Origin of the sequence: Pseudomonas sp. EA_35y_Pfl2_R5 (assembly GCF_963970805.1) — a bacterium.
Lineage (GTDB): Bacteria > Pseudomonadota > Gammaproteobacteria > Pseudomonadales > Pseudomonadaceae > Aquipseudomonas.
On record NZ_CAXAOW010000001.1, the window covers coordinates 128,922 to 142,558 of the forward strand.

General features: G+C 61.3%; 11 protein-coding genes and 1 riboswitch. Of the genes, 6 read left to right on the top strand and 5 right to left on the bottom strand.

The window, feature by feature from the left end; translation table 11 throughout:
• Window positions 1-31: 31 nt before the first annotated feature.
• Window positions 32-1,138: an erythrose-4-phosphate dehydrogenase gene (epd, locus tag AACX99_RS00550; protein WP_339408904.1), complete on the bottom strand. Its 1,107-nt coding sequence runs from the start codon at window positions 1,136-1,138 to the stop codon at window positions 32-34.
• Between the two features lie 66 nt (window positions 1,139-1,204).
• Window positions 1,205-3,202 carry a transketolase gene (tkt, locus tag AACX99_RS00555; RefSeq protein WP_339408905.1) on the bottom strand — a complete coding sequence of 666 codons (1,998 nt, stop codon included), beginning with the start codon at window positions 3,200-3,202 and terminating at the stop codon, window positions 1,205-1,207.
• Window positions 3,203-3,398: 196 nt separating this feature from the next.
• On the opposite strand from tkt, the gene AACX99_RS00560 reads away from it, so the two are divergent.
• Together AACX99_RS00560 and metK are read left to right on the top strand one after the other, a co-directional pair.
• Entirely contained in the window at window positions 3,399-4,430 is a 1,032-nt protein-coding gene (locus AACX99_RS00560; RefSeq protein WP_339408906.1) for an ArsR/SmtB family transcription factor, read from the top strand.
• Entirely contained in the window at window positions 4,427-5,617 is a 1,191-nt protein-coding gene (gene metK, locus AACX99_RS00565) for a methionine adenosyltransferase (protein ID WP_339408907.1), read from the top strand. The genes AACX99_RS00560 and metK overlap by 4 nt, the downstream gene beginning before the upstream one ends.
• 67 nt (window positions 5,618-5,684) lie before the next feature.
• On the opposite strand, the gene AACX99_RS00570 is transcribed toward metK, so the two are convergent.
• Window positions 5,685-6,599 (bottom strand): hypothetical protein, encoded by a 915-nt coding sequence (locus tag AACX99_RS00570; protein WP_339408908.1) that lies wholly within the window; start codon window positions 6,597-6,599, stop codon window positions 5,685-5,687.
• An 80-nt stretch (window positions 6,600-6,679) separates the two neighbouring features.
• Here AACX99_RS00570 and ligB point away from each other — a divergent pair, with 80 nt between their 5' ends.
• The gene (gene ligB / locus AACX99_RS00575) at window positions 6,680-8,362 is read left to right on the top strand and encodes an NAD-dependent DNA ligase LigB (protein ID WP_445261820.1); all 1,683 of its coding nucleotides are present in this window, start codon (window positions 6,680-6,682) and stop codon (window positions 8,360-8,362) included.
• 7 nt (window positions 8,363-8,369) lie between these two features.
• Here ligB and AACX99_RS00580 read toward each other — a convergent pair whose 3' ends face one another.
• Complete coding sequence (locus tag AACX99_RS00580; RefSeq protein ID WP_339408910.1) at window positions 8,370-8,819, bottom strand: c-type cytochrome; 450 nt, start codon at window positions 8,817-8,819, stop codon at window positions 8,370-8,372.
• A gap of 122 nt (window positions 8,820-8,941) precedes the next feature.
• A complete protein-coding gene (locus tag AACX99_RS00585; RefSeq protein ID WP_339408911.1) occupies window positions 8,942-9,328 on the bottom strand; it encodes an MAPEG family protein in 387 nt (128 codons plus the stop codon).
• Window positions 9,329-9,519: 191 nt separating this feature from the next.
• A riboswitch (S-adenosyl-L-homocysteine riboswitch) is annotated at window positions 9,520-9,612 on the top strand.
• A 22-nt stretch (window positions 9,613-9,634) separates the two neighbouring features.
• On the opposite strand from AACX99_RS00585, the gene ahcY reads away from it, so the two are divergent.
• The 3 genes from ahcY to ppnN all read left to right on the top strand — a co-directional run bounded on the left by ahcY (window position 9,635) and on the right by ppnN (window position 13,572).
• Window positions 9,635-11,029, top strand: a complete 1,395-nt coding sequence (ahcY, locus tag AACX99_RS00590) for an adenosylhomocysteinase (protein ID WP_339408912.1) — start codon at window positions 9,635-9,637, stop codon at window positions 11,027-11,029.
• A gap of 99 nt (window positions 11,030-11,128) precedes the next feature.
• Window positions 11,129-11,974, top strand: coding sequence for a methylenetetrahydrofolate reductase [NAD(P)H] (gene metF / locus AACX99_RS00595; protein ID WP_339408913.1), 846 nt, complete (start codon window positions 11,129-11,131; stop codon window positions 11,972-11,974).
• 224 nt (window positions 11,975-12,198) lie between these two features.
• Window positions 12,199-13,572 (top strand): nucleotide 5'-monophosphate nucleosidase PpnN, encoded by a 1,374-nt coding sequence (gene ppnN, locus AACX99_RS00600; RefSeq protein WP_339408914.1) that lies wholly within the window; start codon window positions 12,199-12,201, stop codon window positions 13,570-13,572.
• The last annotated feature ends 65 nt before the right edge of the window (window positions 13,573-13,637 follow it).

The following is a 13,637-nucleotide window of genomic DNA, read 5'->3' on the forward strand; positions in this document are numbered from 1 at the left end:
CGATACTGCGTTAAAAACAGGCTCAGAATGCTCATTTACCACCCGTAAACTGCGCTTCTTCGCCTGTTTTTGCCTTGTCTCGCTCTAGCTCGCTCACTTGTGGGTTGGCTATTAAAAGGAAGTGTTCGGCGACATCCAGCATGCGGTTGGCAAAACCCCATTCGTTGTCGAACCAGGCCAACAAATTCACCAGACGCGGGCCGGAGACACGGGTCTGGCTGCCGTCGACAATCGCCGAATGCGGGTCGTGGTTGAAATCACAGCTGGCGTGGGGCAGTTCGGTGTAGGCCAGCAGGCCTTTTAGCGGGCCGCTCTCGGCCGCCTGACGCAACACCGCATTGATCTCGGCCGCCGATGTATCGCGAGCGGTCTGCAGGGTGATATCCAGACAGGAAACATTCACCGTCGGCACACGTATGGCTTTGGCCTGGATGCGCCCAGAGAGTTCCGGCAGCAAGCGCTCAATGCCGCGCGCCAGACCGGTGGACACCGGAATCACCGACTGGAAGGCCGAGCGCGTGCGGCGCAGGTCTTCGTGGTGATAAGCGTCAATTACCGGCTGATCGTTCATCGCGGAGTGGATGGTGGTGATGGAGACATACTCCAGACCCACCGCCTCGTTGAGAAGTTTCAACAACGGTACGCCGCAGTTGGTGGTACAGGACGCGTTCGACACCAGCTGTTCACGGCCACTCAGGCAATCCTGATTGACCCCGAAGACCACCGTGGCATCGATATCCGCCTCGCTGGCCATCGGTTGCGACAGCAACAGCCGTGGCGCACCCGCATCGATAAAACGCTGGGCATCAGCGCGGCTGGTGTATTGGCCAGAGCATTCCAGCAGCAGATCGATATCCAGGGCGGCCCAATCGATACCTTCCGGTGACGCCTGGCGCAGCACTTTCACGCAGTCGCCATTGATATGCAGGCAATCGCCATCGACCTTCACCTCACCGGGGAAACGCCCGTGGGTGGAGTCGAAACGGGTCAGGTATTCGATGCTGGCCTGGTCGGCCAAATCATTCAGCGCGACGATTTCCAGCTGCGCCCCTGCACCACGTTCATGCAATGCACGCAGCACGCAACGGCCAATGCGGCCGTAGCCGTTGAGGGCAATTCGATAGGGGCGTTGGGACATGGTGATCTCGATAGGCAACCGTAGGATGGGTTAGCCGCAAAGCGGCATCACCCATCATTCGCCGGATCAGGCGTCCAGCAGCTCGGCGGCGGTTTCCAGGATGTTTTCGACGGTAAAGCCGAAATGCTCGAACAGCGCGCCGGCCGGGGCCGACTCGCCGTAGGTTTCCATACCGATAACGCGACCTTCAAGACCGACGTACTTGTACCAGAAGTCGGCGTGAGCGGCCTCGATGGCGATCCGCGCGGTGACCTGCAGCGGCAGTACCGACTGCTTGTAGCCCGCATCCTGCTGGTCGAAGACGTTGGTCGACGGCATAGATACCACACGTACCTGGCGACCCTGCTCGGCCAGCTTGTCGGCCGCCTGGATGGCCAGGCCGACTTCCGAACCGGTGGCGATAAGGATCAGCTCCGGCTCGCCAGTGCAGTCCTTGAGCACGTAGCCGCCATGGGCAATGGCCGCCTCGGTCTCGTGGTCACGCAGGTTATGCGGTAGGTTCTGGCGGGAGAAGATCAGCGCGCTTGGACCGTCCTTGCGCTCGATGGCGAACTTCCAGGCCACCGCGGCTTCGACGGCATCGGCCGGGCGCCAGGTGTCCAGGTTCGGCGTGGTACGCAGGCTGGTCAGCTGCTCGACCGGCTGGTGGGTCGGGCCGTCTTCGCCGAGACCGATGGAATCGTGGGTGAACACGTACAGCACGCGCTGCCTCATCAGCGCCGACATGCGCACAGCATTACGGGCGTATTCCATAAACATCAGGAAGGTCGCGCCATAAGGCACCAGGCCGCCGTGGAGGGCGACGCCGTTCATGATCGCGCTCATGCCGAACTCGCGCACGCCGTAGTACATGTAGTTACCCGAAGCGTCTTCGGCAACCACTGGCTTACAGCCCTTCCACAGAGTCAGGTTGGAACCGGCCAGATCCGCAGAGCCACCGAGCAGTTCCGGCAGCAGCGGGCCAAAGGCGTTCAGGCAGTTCTGGCTGGCTTTGCGGCTGGCGATGGTCTCGCCCTTTTCGGCCACGGCGCGGATGAATTCGCTGGCTTTGGCGGAGAAGTCGGCCGGCAGCTCGCCAGCCATGCGGCGGACAAACTCGTTGGCCAGTTCCGGGTAGGCGGCGGAATAAGCGGCGAAACGCTGGTCCCATTCAGCTTCGGCAGCCAGGCCGGCTTCCTTGGCGTCCCATTCGGCATATATGTCAGCCGGGATCTCGAACGGCGCGTGGTTCCAGTTCAGAGCGGCGCGGGTAAGAGCGATTTCGTCGTGCCCCAAGGCGGCGCCGTGGGACTCTTCCTTACCCTGCTTGTTCGGCGAACCGAAGCCGATGATGGTCTTGCAGCAAATCAGGGTCGGCTGCTCGCTCTTGCGCGCGGTCTCGATCGCCATCTTGATTTCGTCGGCATCGTGACCGTCAACGTTGCGGATCACCTGCCAGCCGTAGGCTTCGAAGCGCTTCGGCGTGTCGTCGGTGAACCAGCCATGCACTTCACCGTCGATGGAAATGCCGTTGTCGTCATAAAAAGCAATCAGCTTGCCCAGGCCAAGGGTGCCGGCCAGGGAGCAGACTTCATGGCTGATGCCTTCCATCATGCAACCGTCACCGAGGAAGGCGTAAGTGTAGTGGTCGACGATGCTGTGACCGTCACGGTTGAATTGCGCGGCCATGACTTTTTCAGCAAGGGCGAAACCGACGGCGTTGGCGATGCCCTGGCCGAGCGGTCCGGTGGTGGTCTCGACGCCCGGCGCGTAACCGTATTCCGGGTGACCCGGAGTTTTGCTGTGCAGCTGACGGAAATTCTTCAGGTCTTCGATGGACAGGTCGTAGCCGGTCAGGTGCAGCAGCGAGTAGATCAGCATCGAACCGTGGCCGTTGGACAGTACAAAGCGGTCACGGTCGGCGAATTTCGGGTTGCTCGGATTGTGCTTGAGGAAATCACGCCACAGCACTTCGGCGATATCCGCCATACCCATCGGGGCACCGGGGTGGCCGCTGTTGGCCTTTTGCACGGCATCCATGCTCAGGGCACGAATGGCATTGGCTCGCTCACGACGGCTGGGCATCACTGAATCTCCTACGGGTTGCTTGGGCAACTGGGGTCGAAAAAGGCGGCCATTTTCGCCCAGCGGGGCCTGTCGGGGCAATGACAGATAGTCGCGCAGCCAATGTTTTCTGGCCTGAGCGCCAGCAAGGGCAATATCAAAACTTTTTGATATTGCCCTTGCTGGATAAAAAATGACCGCCTAGACTGCCCAGCCTATGAATATGCGCGCCTCCCATCTGGCCTTCGAGCCGGTCGATGCCCTCTCCGCCCTGTGCAAGGCCAGCGGTGATGCGCTGCGCCTGAACATTCTGCGCGCCCTGGCCAACGACTCATTCGGCGTACTGGAGCTGGCGCAGATCTTCGCCACTGGCCAGTCCGGCATCAGTCACCACCTGAAGGTGCTGGCTCAAGCGGGGCTCGTGGCCACACGCCGCGAAGGCAACGCGATCTTCTATCGCCGCGCTCTGGCTCAGGGCGAACAGCTGGGCAGCCGTCTACATGCCGCATTGCTTGATGAAGTCGATCAGCTGTCGCTACCGCTCGAGGTGCAGCAACGCATTGCCGCCGTGCATAGCCAGCGTGCCGCTGCCAGCCAGGAGTTCTTCGCCCGCAGCGCCGCGAGCTTTCAGGCGCAGCAGGACCTGATCGCCGGCCTGCCGCAGTACCGCGACAGCGTTCTAGCCCTGCTCGACTCCCTAGGCTTTGCGACCGATGCCAGCGCCGTGGAAATCGGCCCGGGTGACGGCGGCTTTCTGCCAGAGCTGGCGCGACGCTTCAAGCAGGTGCTGGCCCTGGATAACAGCGCGGCGATGCTCGAACTGGCCCGCATGCGCTGCGCAGAGGAAGGCCTGGACAATGTGGAACTACAGCTGGCCGACGCTCTGCAGGACGACTACCCGGCCGCCGATTGTCTGGTGCTGAATATGGTGCTGCACCACTTTGCCGCCCCGGCCGAGGCACTCAAGCAGCTGGCACAGCGCCTCAAGCCCGGCGGCAGCCTGCTGATCACCGAGCTGTGCAGCCACAACCAGAGCTGGGCCCGTGAAGCTTGCGGTGATCTGTGGCTGGGCTTCGAACAGGATGATCTGGCCCGCTGGGCCATCGCGGCCGACCTCAACACCTGCGAAAGCCTCTATATCGGGTTACGCAACGGTTTTCAGATTCAGGTGCGGCACTTCGCCAAACCTCCAATAACTCATGGCCTACGGGCTGCAATTACCGGCAACCAACAGGAACCCGCACGATGAGCGAATACTCCCTCTTTACCTCCGAGTCCGTATCCGAAGGCCATCCCGATAAAATCGCCGATCAGATTTCTGACGCGGTACTCGACGCCATCATCACCCAGGACAAACACGCCCGCGTCGCCGTGGAAACCCTGGTCAAGACTGGCGTGGCCATCGTCGCTGGCGAAGTCACCACCAGCGCCTGGGTCGACCTGGAACAGATCGTCCGCGATGTGATCTGCAACATCGGCTACACCAGCTCCGACGTCGGCTTCGACGGCGCCACCTGCGGCGTGATGAACATCATTGGCAAGCAGTCCCCGGACATCAACCAGGGCGTCGATCGCGCCAAGCCGGAAGACCAGGGCGCCGGCGACCAGGGCCTGATGTTTGGCTATGCCAGCAATGAAACCGACGTGCTGATGCCTGCGCCGATCCGCTTCTCCCACGCCTTGGTCGAGCGCCAAGCCGAAGCCCGCAAGTCCGGCCTGCTGCCGTGGCTGCGCCCGGACGCCAAATCCCAGGTCACCTGCCAGTACGAGAACGGCAAAGTAGTCGGTATCGACGCCGTAGTGCTGTCCACCCAGCACAACCCGGAAGTCTCGCTGCCGGACCTGCGCGAAGCGGTGATGGAGCTGATCATCAAGCACGCCCTGCCGGCCGAACTGCTGCACAAGGACACCCAGTTCCACATCAACCCGACCGGCAACTTCGTGATCGGCGGCCCGGTGGGCGACTGCGGCCTGACCGGCCGCAAGATCATCGTCGACAGCTACGGCGGCATGGCCCGTCACGGCGGCGGCGCATTCTCCGGTAAGGATCCGTCCAAGGTCGACCGTTCGGCGGCGTACGCCGGGCGCTACGTAGCGAAGAACATCGTCGCCGCCGGCCTCGCTGATCGCTGCGAAATCCAGGTGTCCTACGCCATCGGCGTGGCCCTGCCGACCTCCATCTCGATCAACACCTTCGGCACCCACAAGATCGCCGAGGACAAGATCATCAAGCTGGTGCGCGAGGTGTTCGACCTACGTCCGTACGCGATCACCAAGATGCTCGACCTGCTGCACCCGATGTACCAGGAAACCGCGGCCTATGGCCACTTCGGCCGCACCCCGCAGCAGAAGACCGTCGGTGACGACACCTTCACCACCTTTACCTGGGAGAAGACCGACAAGGTCGCCGACCTGCGCGCCGCCGCCGGCCTGTAAGGGCAATCGGCTGCAGAAAAAACCCGCTACGGCGGGTTTTTTATTGTCTCAATATGACACTTCAGGGTTAGGGGGCTGGCACAAACCAATACTCTGGTTTGTCGAACGGATGCAGCGAGGAGAGATGAGGATTGGCAATTTTCAAGGTACGCCGGCGCTCCAGACCAAGCTGCTTGATGGTGGCGGCATATTCCTCAGCGAATAATCGATCCAGAGTGCCGTCGGCAATCAGCATGCGCATGCCTTCCTCGACACGCTGCGCACGCAGGCGGCCCTCATCAGTGCGCGCGAACCAGAAGTACACCGGCAACGGGTAATACAACAGCAGCTCGTTCTCGATGATCATCTGTGGGTATTGCTTGCGCCAGTGCGCCAGCTCGCCGCTTACCTCGCTGACACCCCGGCCAAAGGCATCGAAACGCCGCAGCATCAGCATATGGAACAACCCTTCATAACTGCTGCCGGTGACCACCGGCAAGCCAGCCGCCTTATACACCGCCACATCGGACCACTCGCGCTGCTGGCCAAATCGCAGTTGACGCAACTGCTCAAGTGACTGTACGCCGGCAAAGCGCGGCTGATCGGCGGCTTGAATCAGGAATACCCGGTAACCGAGCAAGCCCTTGTCGACCGGGATCTTCACCGGCAACAGGGTTTCCTCCAGAGACTGCGTGGCATCCAGCACCAGGGTATTGAGGCTGCCATGCGGGCGCTGCATCTCGACCACCTGCAACTTCTCGCTCAGCGGCTGGCCGGGCTCAAGTTGATAGGCGCCGTATTGCTCGCGGGTTACCTCCAGCGCAGCGCGTAATACGCGCCAGTGATAAGCGTAGCGCTGATCATCGGCCGTCTCCGGCGCGTTATGCACAAAGCGCCACTGCTCGACCAGCGCATCGGCCGCACGCACCACGCCAAATGGCGCAAAACCCATGACAAGCAGGCACAGGCCTACACCCCAACACCGATGCAATCCCATTGGCATAAAGCTGCCACCCCCAAACACGCGCTTAAGCTGACCTATTAAGCATAGCTGCTACGCTGGATAAACCGTTCCGAGCAAGGATGCTCAGTATGAAAGCCGCCTTAGCGCTGTTACTCACCGCCCTGACCCTACACACCTGGGCCGCACCCTGCCCGGATTGGCAGAGGCAACGCGCCGAGCTGGAAATCGCTGCACTGAGCCAGCAATTGGCAGCCTGGGACGATGCCTACCATCGCCAAGGCGAATCACCAGTGGCCGACGAACTCTATGACCAGGCCAGCGCCAACCTGCAGCGCTGGCGCGCCTGCTTCCCAGATGTCTCTGCCGCGACAACCGACCCGCTCAGCACCAGCAACGGCCGCCAATCGCATCCAACTGCACATACCGGACTGCGCAAATTGGCTGATAGTGCCGCAGTGGAAGCCTGGGTCGCCAACCGCAAAGACCTGTGGATTCAACCCAAAGTCGATGGCGTAGCCGTCAGCCTGGTCTATCACAACGGCCAGCTGCAACAGTTGATCAGCCGTGGCAATGGCCGCACGGGACAGGACTGGAGCGTTCACGCCCGCCATCTGCAAGCTATACCCGCACAACTGCCAAAGCCAATCAGCCTGGTGCTGCAGGGCGAGTTGTACTGGCGCCTGCCGGGGCACATCCAACACAAATCCGGTGGCCTTGGCGCGCGCAGCAAGGTCGCCGGGCTGCTGAACCGGCAGAAGCTGACCAGCAAGGACGCCGCTGCTATCGGCCTGTTTGTCTGGGATTGGCCCAATGGCCCAGCTCTGATGCCCCAACGTCTGCAGCAATTGGCCGAGCTGGGCTTTGCCGACAGTCAGCGCTTCAGCCAGCCGATTCGCACCCTCGAACAGGCCAGCCAATGGCGCGAACGCTGGTACAACAGCGCCCTGCCCTTCGCCACCGACGGTGTAGTCCTGCGCCAAGGCCAGCGCCCCGCCGCAGCGCGCTGGCAAGCCGAACCTCCGCATTGGGCGGTGGCCTGGAAATACCCAGTCAGACAGGCATTAGCGGTGGTGCAGGCAGTGGACTTTCGTATCGGTCGCAGCGGGCGCATCACCCCAGTACTGCGCGTACAGCCGGTCAAGCTGGATGACCGGCGCATCGAATATGTCAGCGCCGGCTCGCTGCAGCGCTGGCAGGCCCTGGACATTCGCCCTGGTGATCAGGTGGTGATCCGCCTCTCAGGGCTGACCATTCCAGTGCTCGACAGCGTGCTCTGGCGCACCCAGCAACGCGTCGCACTGCGCGTACCCGACCCAGCGGCCTATCACGAACTGAGCTGCTGGCGCGCCACCCCGGCCTGCGCTAGCCAATTTCGCGCACGCCTGGCCTGGCTCAGCAGCAAACAGGGCCTGGCGCTACCGGGCGTAGGCCCCGGCACCTGGGAAAAACTGTTGCATGCGAAACAGCTCGACAGCCTACTCGACTGGCTGCACCTCTCCGCCGAGCAACTGAAGGGCATTCCGGGCCTGGGCCCACGCAGCGCCAGCGCTCTGCAGCAGAGCTTCAACCTGGCCCGCGAACGGCCTATGCATGATTGGCTGCGCGCCCTCGGCCTGCCGGGCAATAGTCATCTGACGTTGGACGCAGACTGGGACACCCTGGCGCAACGCAGCGTAGCCGACTGGCAACGTCAACCCGGTATCGGTCCGCAGCGTGCGGCGCAGTTACAGGCTTTTTTTCAACATCCGGAAGTACAGGCCCTGCGCACCCAACTGCGTGAGGCGCAGGTATCCGGGTTCTGAACGGTGCTCAGAACGCTCGAAACTCTTCATGACAGGCCTTGCAGCTGTCTTCGACACGTTGCATCGGCGCCACCAGTGCCGGCGCCGTTAACGGCTGCGCGGCAGTGGCGGCCACCAGTGCAGCGGTACTGGCTTCCATGGCCTGAGCCAATTCCTGAAAACGCGCCTGGCGCTGCCAGACGTCATCCTTGGCGCGGCTCTCCTCACCGTCTTCACGCACCTGGGGAAAGTGTTGCCAGGGCGTGCGCGTCAGCTGATCGAGCTTGGCGGCGCCCTCAACGAATGCCTGCTCCTTGAACGCCAGTCGCCCGCGCAGCATGCCGCCGAGGTCTTCGCTGACCTTGAGCATCTGCTTGAAAATGCTCTGACGCTGACCTTGCGGCGAATTGGGGTCGACACCGCCGCAGCCACTTAGAGCCAGCGTCAGCACAATCAGAAACAGGGATTTACGCTTCATAACACCTTCAATACCAACAACCGGATGGATGACGGGCGACAGTATCGCCACCGACCAACCACCGGCCAAGCGTGGTGTTTTGCCGCAGACACCAGAACGGCGCGAGTGCTGCAGCGTAAGCGCTAAGCGGAGACGACAAACAACGCGACGATCAGCGCCATACCGGCGAACCACACCAGCGAACGGATCGGGCCCCAGTCGGCCAGGTAGCAGATAAAATACAGCACCCGACTGAGCACAAAGGCCATTGCCAGCTGATCCAGCAGCCCCTGCGCGGCACCACCGGCCTGGTGGGCGATGATCACTGCCGCAGCGAAAGCAGGCGTCACCTCGAAGCCGTTGAGCTGGGCGTTGTTGGCACGCTTGCGCCAGCCTTCAAGGCCGGAGAGAAAGGTGCGCGGGTCGCTGTTGGCGCGCGGCCCGTAGCCAGCACCAAGGAACTTGGCGCTGGCAGTGGCCAAATAAGGCAGAACAATAGCGATCAGCACGCACCAGTAGGCAAGGGTCATGGAGGCTCCAGCGGTTGGGAAAATGAGGCTTGCAGCCTGTCTCAGGTACAACACAAAGGCCATGGCTGAACCGGCCAGAAGGCACGGCGCAACAGCCAATTCGCCCGACAGAAAACCTTGGGCTTCTGCACCGGGCTGGCTATACTTCGCCAGCTTCACGCAACCGGCACCGCTCCGGTTGCTCCCGCCACCCGTCCGAGGGGCGCTGCAGCAAACTCTGATACCGGAGTTTTGTCAGGCTCGGATGGGGCGTTAACCATACGCATCAACGGCGCCCATTCGCAGACAACGAATGGAGAGCTTTTTATGAGCGCCGCTTTTAACGATTACAAAGTCGCCGACATTTCCCTGGCTGCCTGGGGCCGTCGCGAAACCATCATCGCCGAATCAGAAATGCCAGCCCTGATGGGTCTGCGCCGCAAATACGCTGGTGAGCAGCCGCTGAAAGGCGCGAAGATCATCGGTTGCATCCACATGACCATCCAGACCGCCGTGCTGATCGAAACCCTGACCGCACTGGGTGCCGAAGTACGCTGGTCGTCGTGCAACATCTTTTCGACTCAGGATCAGGCCGCTGCCGCCATCGCCGCCGCCGGTATCCCGGTATTCGCCTGGAAGGGTGAAACCGAAGAAGAATACGAATGGTGCATCGAGCAAACCATCCTGAAAGATGGCAAGCCGTGGGACGCCAACATGATCCTCGACGACGGCGGCGACCTGACCGAAATCCTGCACAAAAAATACCCACAGATGCTGGAGCGCATCCACGGCGTTACCGAAGAAACCACCACCGGCGTACACCGCCTGCTGGACATGCTGGCCAAGGGCGAGCTGAAGATCCCGGCGATCAACGTCAACGACTCGGTGACCAAGAGCAAGAACGACAATAAATACGGCTGCCGTCACAGCCTGAGCGACGCGATCAAGCGTGGCACCGACCACCTGCTGTCCGGCAAGCAAGCGCTGGTTATCGGCTACGGCGACGTGGGCAAGGGCTCGGCACAGTCGCTGCGCCAGGAAGGCATGATCGTCAAGGTCACCGAAGTCGACCCGATCTGTGCCATGCAGGCCTGCATGGACGGCTACGAAGTGGTTTCGCCATTCAAGGACGGCATCAACGACGGCACCGCCGCCAGCATCGACGCGCAGCTGCTGGGCAAGATCGACCTGATCGTTACCACCACCGGTAACGTCAACGTCTGCGACGCCAACATGCTCAAAGCTCTGAAAAAACGCGCCGTAGTCTGCAACATCGGTCACTTCGACAATGAAATCGACACCGCTTTCATGCGCAAGAACTGGGCGTGGGAAGAAGTGAAGCCGCAGGTACACAAGATCCACCGCACAGGCACCGGCAGCTTCGATCCGCACAACGACGATTACCTGATCCTGCTGGCCGAAGGCCGTCTGGTTAACCTGGGCAACGCCACTGGCCACCCAAGCCGGATCATGGACGGCTCGTTCGCCAACCAGGTGCTGGCACAGATCTTCCTGTTCGGCCAGAAGTTCGCCGACCTGATGCCGGCACAGAAGGCCGAGCGCCTGACCGTGGAAGTGCTGCCGAAGAAGCTCGACGAAGAAGTCGCCCTGGAAATGGTCAAGGGCTTTGGCGGCGTGGTGACCCAGCTGACCAAGACCCAGGCGGACTACATCGGCGTAGCCGTGGAAGGTCCGTTCAAGCCGCACGCCTACCGCTACTAATGCGTAGGGTGGGTAAGCCTATGGCTTATCCACCGCCGACTTCCTGCAAGGTGGATGGAATAACGCCATCCACCCTACGTCTGCAAGGCTAGAAACCCTATGAGCCAAGAACGCCGTTACAGCTTCGAGTTCTTCCCCACCAAGACCGAAGCCGGGCACGAAAAACTGATGAATGTGGCGCGCCAACTGGCGACCTACAAGCCGGATTTCTTCTCCTGCACCTACGGTGCAGGTGGATCGACCCGTGATCGCACCCTGAACACCGTGTTGCAGTTGAACAACGATGTTGGTGTGAGCACTGCGCCGCACCTGTCTTGCGTCGGTGACAGCAAGGCCGAGCTGCGCGAACTGCTCAATCTGTACAAAGATGCTGGAATAAAACGCATCGTCGCCCTGCGCGGTGACCTGCCTTCCGGTATGGGCATGGCCAGCGGCGAGCTGCGCTACGCCAACGAACTGGTCAGCTTTATCCGCACCGAGACCGGCGATCACTTCCATATCGAAATTGCCGCCTACCCGGAGATGCATCCGCAGGCGCGCAATTTCGAGGACGACATCGCTAACTTCGTACGCAAGGCCAAGGCCGGTGCCAACAGTGCAATCACCCAGTACTTCTTCAACGCCGACAGCTACTTCTATTTCGTCGAGCGCGTACGCAAGCTGGGCGTAGATATTCCGGTGGTGCCGGGCATCATGCCGATCACCAACTACAGCAAGTTGGCGCGCTTCTCCGATGCCTGCGGCGCAGAGATTCCGCGCTGGGTGCGCAAGCAGCTGGAGGCCTATGGCGACGACAGCGACAGCATCCGCGCCTACGGCGAGCAGGTCGTTAGCGAGATGTGCGAACGCCTACTGCAGGGCGGCGCCCCTGGGTTGCACTTCTACAGCATGAACTTGGTAGAACCGAGCCTGGCTATCTGGAACAACCTCAAACTGCCGCGCTAACGCGCCATGGCAGCAACCTCAGCACCCGCACCCTGCGGATGCTGAGGGCTCTTTATCCGGCCCTGCGCCGCAGCCTTTTCACCACTCTCCCGGCAAACCACGGTAGCCTTTTGCAACGCACTACCCGGTTAACTCATAACCCAAAGCACTCAGTCACGACCATACTTTCAGCAAGCGTCTAGCCATGTAGGGCTTACGCGGTATCACAAACATGGAGCGCCGCAATGGCCACACGTAAAACCACCAATGCCACCGTGACGCCCAAGGGCAGCCTGGAAACCCTCTCGCAGCGTGAAGTGCAGCAGTTGCGCGAAACCGGTTCCGGTAGCGTTTATGCGCTGTTTCGCCAGTGCGCCCTGGCGATCCTCAATACCGGCTCACACAGCGATAACGCCAAGACCATTCTGGAAGCCTACCCGGACTTCGAAATCAGCATCCTGCAGCAGGATCGCGGCATTCGCCTGGAGCTGTTCAACGCGCCCGCCGACGCCTTCGTCGATGGCGAGATGATCGCCAGCACCCGCGAGATGCTGTTCAGCGCCTTGCGCGATATCGTCTACACGCAGAGCGAGCTGGAGAATCAGCGCATCGATTTCAGCAGCTCTCAGGGCATCACCGATTACGTCTTCCATCTGCTGCGTAACGCTCGCACCCTGCGCGCTGGCGTCGAACCGAAGATCGTAGTGTGCTGGGGCGGCCACTCGATCAGCACCGGAGAATACAAATACACCAAGACCGTCGGCCACGAGTTGGGCCTGCGCGGCCTGGATATCTGCACCGGCTGCGGTCCTGGGGTGATGAAAGGACCGATGAAAGGCGCGACCATTTCCCATGCCAAACAGCGCAACGTGCAAGGCCGCTACCTGGGTCTGACCGAACCGGGAATCATCGCCGCCGAAGCGCCCAATCCAATCGTCAATGAGCTGGTGATCCTGCCGGATATCGAGAAACGCCTGGAAGCCTTCGTCCGTGTTGGTCACGGCATCATCATCTTCCCTGGCGGCGCCGGTACGGCCGAGGAGCTGCTGTATTTCCTCGGCATCCTTATGCACCCGGATAACCAGAACATTCCCTTCCCGCTGATCATGACGGGACCACGCAGCGCCGCCGCCTACCTCGAACAGCTGCACGCGTTTATCGGCGCAACCCTGGGCGAGGCAGCCCAGCAACGCTACAGCATCATCATCGATGACCCCGAGCAGGTCGCGCGGGAAATGGCCGAAGGAATCAAGGCGGTCACGCAGTACCGCCGTGCGCACAACGATGCGTTCCACTTCAACTGGTTGCTAAAAATCGACGAGAGCTTCCAGCACCCGTTCGAGCCGACCCACGCCAACATGGCCAGCCTCAAGCTGACCCGCGAACAGCCCTTGCATGAGCTGGCGGCCAACCTGCGCCGGGCGTTTTCTGGGATTGTCGCCGGCAACGTCAAGGACAAAGGCATCCGCCTGATCGAACAGTACGGCCCCTACGAGATCACCGGCGAGCGCGAGATCATGCTGCAGCTCGATCTATTGCTGCAGGCTTTCGTCGATCAGCACCGGATGAAACTACCGGGCAACAGCGCCTATGTGCCCTGCTACAAGTTGACCAGCTGAATCGGCGGAACCCGCGCCGTTGCTGGCATGGCAACGGCGCACCGACCACCGAGCAGGCAGACACT

What these genes read in the sequence shown, in the direction of transcription:
- epd (WP_339408904.1), bottom strand. Translation starts at nt 1,138, where the DNA reads ATGTCCCAACGCCCCTATCGAATTGCCCTCAACGGCTACGGCCGCATT.
- tkt (WP_339408905.1), bottom strand. Translation starts at nt 3,202, where the DNA reads ATGCCCAGCCGTCGTGAGCGAGCCAATGCCATTCGTGCCCTGAGCATG.
- AACX99_RS00560 (WP_339408906.1), top strand. Translation starts at nt 3,399, where the DNA reads ATGAATATGCGCGCCTCCCATCTGGCCTTCGAGCCGGTCGATGCCCTC.
- metK (WP_339408907.1), top strand. Translation starts at nt 4,427, where the DNA reads ATGAGCGAATACTCCCTCTTTACCTCCGAGTCCGTATCCGAAGGCCAT.
- AACX99_RS00570 (WP_339408908.1), bottom strand. Translation starts at nt 6,599, where the DNA reads ATGCCAATGGGATTGCATCGGTGTTGGGGTGTAGGCCTGTGCCTGCTT.
- ligB (WP_445261820.1), top strand. Translation starts at nt 6,680, where the DNA reads ATGCTCAGTATGAAAGCCGCCTTAGCGCTGTTACTCACCGCCCTGACC.
- AACX99_RS00580 (WP_339408910.1), bottom strand. Translation starts at nt 8,819, where the DNA reads ATGAAGCGTAAATCCCTGTTTCTGATTGTGCTGACGCTGGCTCTAAGT.
- AACX99_RS00585 (WP_339408911.1), bottom strand. Translation starts at nt 9,328, where the DNA reads ATGACCCTTGCCTACTGGTGCGTGCTGATCGCTATTGTTCTGCCTTAT.
- ahcY (WP_339408912.1), top strand. Translation starts at nt 9,635, where the DNA reads ATGAGCGCCGCTTTTAACGATTACAAAGTCGCCGACATTTCCCTGGCT.
- metF (WP_339408913.1), top strand. Translation starts at nt 11,129, where the DNA reads ATGAGCCAAGAACGCCGTTACAGCTTCGAGTTCTTCCCCACCAAGACC.
- ppnN (WP_339408914.1), top strand. Translation starts at nt 12,199, where the DNA reads ATGGCCACACGTAAAACCACCAATGCCACCGTGACGCCCAAGGGCAGC.